Source organism: Streptomyces sp. NPDC007162 (assembly GCF_040634175.1).
Classification (GTDB): domain Bacteria; phylum Actinomycetota; class Actinomycetes; order Streptomycetales; family Streptomycetaceae; genus Streptomyces.
Genome location: NZ_JBEYFC010000683.1, coordinates 1 through 4,007, shown reverse-complemented (window position 1 = coordinate 4,007; position 4,007 = coordinate 1). Strand labels below are relative to the sequence as shown.

The following is a 4,007-nucleotide window of genomic DNA, read 5'->3' as shown; positions in this document are numbered from 1 at the left end:
TCCCCCACCACGAGCGCCGTGCGGCCGCCCTCCAGCGGGATCACGTCGAACCAGTCGCCGCCCACCTCGACGGTCGCGCCCGCCGGCTGGTAGCGGGAGGCGACCTCCAGGCCGGTGGTGACCCGGGGATGGGTGGGCAGCAGGCTGCGCTGGAGGGTCAGCGCCGTGGTGCGGGCGTTCTGGTACCAGCGGGCGTTGTCGATCTGCACCGCCGCCCGCGCCGCCAGCTCCCGGGCCAGCAGCAGGTCGTCGTCGTCGAAGGGCGCCGGATTGCGGGTCCGCCGCAGGTCGAGGGCGCCCAGCACCTCGCCCCGGGCGATCAGCGGCACCGCCAGGTACGAGTGCACCCCGGCCCGGCGCAGCAGGTCGGCCGCCTCGGCGGAGCGGGCGATCCTCGGCAGGTCCTCGTCCCCGACCCGCGGGACGAGGACGGCCTCGCCGGTCCGTACGCACTCGGTGATCAGCCGGTCCGGCGCGTACCGGGCGACCGTGCCCGGCGTCTCGGTGGCCCGCACCGCCTCCGTCTCCCGCTCCGCGCGCACGGCGAGCGAGCGGAGAACCGCGGGCTCGGTGGGACCGAGCGTGCTGCGCCGGCCCTCGACCACCATGTCCAGCAGATCCACGGCCGCCACGTCGGCGAGTTCCGGCACGGCGACGTCGGCCAGTTCACGGGCGGTGCGCTCCAGGTCCAGGGTGGTGCCGATACGCGCCGAGGCGTCCGCGATCACGGCCAGCCGCCGGCGCGCGTTCTCGGCCTCCACCCCGGCCCGGTACGGCTCGGTGATGTCCACGACCGACGTCGCCACGCCCAGCACGTTGCCCAGCGCGTCGTCCAGCCGGTAGATCGAGACCGACCAGATGTGCTCCTCGTCGGGGTCGGCCGGGGTGCGCCCCACCGAGGTTTCGTCGACGACCGGTTCACCGGTCCGCAGCACCCGCAGGTAGGCCGACTCCAGGTCGTCGGCGTCCAGGGAGGGCAGCACCTCGCGGATCGTCCGCCCCACGTGGTCCCCGGCCGGGACGCCGTTCATCCGCTCCATCGCCGGATTCACGGACACGAACCGCAGGTTCGTGTCGAGGACGGCCAGCCCGATCGGCGACTGCTTCACGATCCGTTCGGACAGCGCGACGTCCTGCTCCAGCCGGCGCACCGTCGACTGGTCCGCGGCCAGACCCAGCGCGAAGACGTCGCCGTGGTCGTCCATGAGACGCATGTTGCGGAACTCCACCACATGGGTGGTGCCGTCCTTGTGCCGGATGGGGAAGCCGCCGGCCCAGCTCTGTCCCGTGCGCATCACTTCGGAGAACAGCTTGCCGACCAGTTCGATGTGACGCTCGTGCACCATCAGGCGGGCCGCGTACTGCCCGAGCGCCTCGGCGGCCGGATAGCCGAACAACTCCTCCGCCTGCGGGCTCCACAGCACGATGCGGCCCGTGGCGTCCAGCACCACGGAGGCCACGCCCAGGACGTCCAGGAGCCCGCCCGGCCGCACGGGTCCGCGCGCGGGCTCCGCACCCTCGGCAGCCGAGGCTCCGGCTGGACTCATCGCACGCACCGCCTTCGCACCTTCGCACGGCACGTCGTCCCCCGTGCCGACTCCCCTTGTTTCCTCGCGCTCACACCCGACTCTCCGACGTCACCGGCGACCCTTCCACCATCTCCCGACAATCCGTCGCCGTCACGGCGAAGTGACCACCGGGGCGACAGGGGCGCGCGTTCACCTTTCCGTTCCGTCATCGGGCTGTACATGTTCGTCAGGTACACGCCAGACTGGCCGGCGCACGGAACCCGCCCCCCCCCAGCCACCGAGGAGTAGGCCGTCATGCCCGCCTCCACCCGGCAACGTTGTCGTGCAGGGCTGACCGCCCTGGTCGCCCTCGCCACCACCGTGGTCCTCGCCACCGCCTCCCCGGCCTCCGCGGCCGACACCTGGACCGAGACCGGCTCCGACCGCGCCGATCCGCTCACCGAGAGCCAGGGCCTGACCTCGGTCGAAGTCCCCGCCGGCAGCGCCAACCGGTACACCGGCATCGGCACCATCCCCGTCAGCGTCTCCAGCCGCGGCTGGAACCACGTCGGCGACCCCGACGAGTCGTACGACGGCTATTACGTCGAGCCGTACCAGGCGGACTCCGGCACCGCCAAGATGTACCGCGTGCAGGCGCCGAACGGCACCTGGTCGGAGTACGTCCACACGCTCGTGTCCGGTGAGGCCCTCAACAACTCGTGGGACGCCGTCTCACCCGACAGCCAGTACATGCTCTCCGGCGAGTACGGCACCATGACCCGCTTCCTGGTCTTCCCGACGCCGGGCGCCAACAGCGGCACCTCGCCGTCCGCGAACCTCCCGCTGGCGTCCGTCGTCAACCTGGACCACGCCGTACGCGACGTCCAGGGCTGCGACTTCTCCGGCGCCACCACGCTGCTGTGCTCCTCGGACGACCCGGACGGCAGCCTCTTCGGCTACACCAAACCGCTCCTGCAGGTCGACCTCTCTGCGGCACCCGGCACCTCTGCCGTCACCGGCCATGTCACCGCGCTGCGCCAGCTCCCGCTGCGCAGCTCCTGCTCGGGGACCTTCGAGGCCGAGGGCATCGACTACGACCGGCGCTCCGGCACCCTGCGCGTCATCGTGATGTCGCCCGGATTCTGCGTCCTCACGGACAGCAAGACGTACAGGTTCACGCGGGGCTGAGCCGTCCGCGGTACGCCGGCGGGTGGTGCAGCTCCCGTGAATCGGTGCTTTTCTGTTGGCATGGCGCGGTGGGCGGGGGAACCCGTGACACTGCGCCATTGCCATGAGAGGAGCGTTCACGATGGGACCTGAGCGACTGCACGAGGAAGCCGTCTCCCTCGAGATCAGCGGATGCAGCAAGGAGGACGCCCGGATCGTCTTCGACGCGCTGTGCCAGTGCTTCGAGTCCGACCGGGACGCCGAGGACGTGCCGCAGCAGCTGCACGAGAGCCGTCCGATGGTGTGGCTCGGCACGTTCGAGGTCACCGACGCCCACGGGTGCACCCCGCCGCCCCGGCTCTCCGCCTCGGTCGAGGCGGACGCGCAGGGCGGCTACTGGGCGATCGACCGGCTCCGTACGACCCTCGACTCCCTGTTCGCGGTGCGCGACCTGTCCTCCGCCTCGGGCGACCAGGAGCGGGAGCTGCACGTCCTGCTCGAAAGCAGGTGAGCGGTGATCTGAGACACGTCACCCCGGAGCCTTTGTGCAACTAGTTGCATAAACAGTGTGCGGTCCTCTAGAACTGCGGTGACGACACCGTGCACGGAGGGCCCGATGAGCCGCTACCCCCATCTGCTGGAACCCCTCGACCTGGGATTCACCACCCTGCCCAACCGCGTGCTCATGGGCTCCATGCACGTGGGCCTGGAGGAGGCCGAGCGCGGCTTCGAGCGGATGGCGGCGTTCTACGCGGCCCGGGCCCGCGGGGGAGTGGGCCTGATCGTCACCGGGGGAATCGCCCCCAACGACGAGGGCCGCCCCGGCGAGGGCGGCGCCAGGCTCACCACCGAGGCGGAAGCCGAGCAGCACCGCACCGTCACCGAGGCCGTGCACCGCGAGGGCGGCCGGATCGCGATGCAGATCCTGCACTTCGGCCGCTACGCCTACCACCGGGACCTGGTCGCCCCCAGCCCGCTGCAGGCGCCGATCAGTCCGTTCCCGCCCCGCGAGCTGACCGACGAGGACGTCGAGCGGACCATCGACGACTACGCCCGTGCCGCCCGCCTCGCCCGGCGGGCCGGCTACGACGGCGTCGAGATCATGGGCTCCGAGGGCTACCTCATCAACGAGTTCATCGCCGCCGGGACCAACCGGCGCACCGACCGCTGGGGCGGCTCGTACGAGAACCGGATGCGGTTCCCCGTCGAGATCGTCCGCCGGGTGCGTGAAGCAGTCGGCGACGCGCGGGGCGGTGGAGTGGTCGTGGCCGTGCGCGCCTCCATGGCCGTGATCGTGGTCGTGATCGTTCCGGTCCAGGGCCGCGCCCGCCA

At 71.6% G+C, this 4,007-nt stretch carries 3 protein-coding genes and 1 pseudogene; 3 read left to right on the top strand and 1 reads right to left on the bottom strand.

Annotated elements, in window-relative coordinates; translation table 11 throughout:
* A partial coding sequence (locus ABZ646_RS41990; RefSeq protein WP_360531676.1) for a PAS domain-containing protein occupies nucleotides 1-1,547 on the bottom strand: 1,547 nt, incomplete at its 3' end.
* Between the two features lie 276 nt (nucleotides 1,548-1,823).
* Between ABZ646_RS41990 and ABZ646_RS41985 the strand changes: the two genes are divergently transcribed.
* From ABZ646_RS41985 to fadH, 3 genes and pseudogenes are all read left to right on the top strand, one after another.
* The gene (locus ABZ646_RS41985; protein ID WP_360531673.1) at nucleotides 1,824-2,696 is read left to right on the top strand and encodes a hypothetical protein; all 873 of its coding nucleotides are present in this window, start codon (nucleotides 1,824-1,826) and stop codon (nucleotides 2,694-2,696) included.
* Between the two features lie 121 nt (nucleotides 2,697-2,817).
* Nucleotides 2,818-3,186, top strand: coding sequence for a hypothetical protein (locus tag ABZ646_RS41980; protein WP_360531670.1), 369 nt, complete (start codon nucleotides 2,818-2,820; stop codon nucleotides 3,184-3,186).
* Between the two features lie 105 nt (nucleotides 3,187-3,291).
* Nucleotides 3,292-4,007 (top strand): annotated as a pseudogene (gene fadH / locus ABZ646_RS41975) (NADPH-dependent 2,4-dienoyl-CoA reductase); the annotation flags it as partial.

What these genes read in the sequence shown, in the direction of transcription:
- ABZ646_RS41985 (WP_360531673.1), top strand. Translation starts at nt 1,824, where the DNA reads ATGCCCGCCTCCACCCGGCAACGTTGTCGTGCAGGGCTGACCGCCCTG.
- ABZ646_RS41980 (WP_360531670.1), top strand. Translation starts at nt 2,818, where the DNA reads ATGGGACCTGAGCGACTGCACGAGGAAGCCGTCTCCCTCGAGATCAGC.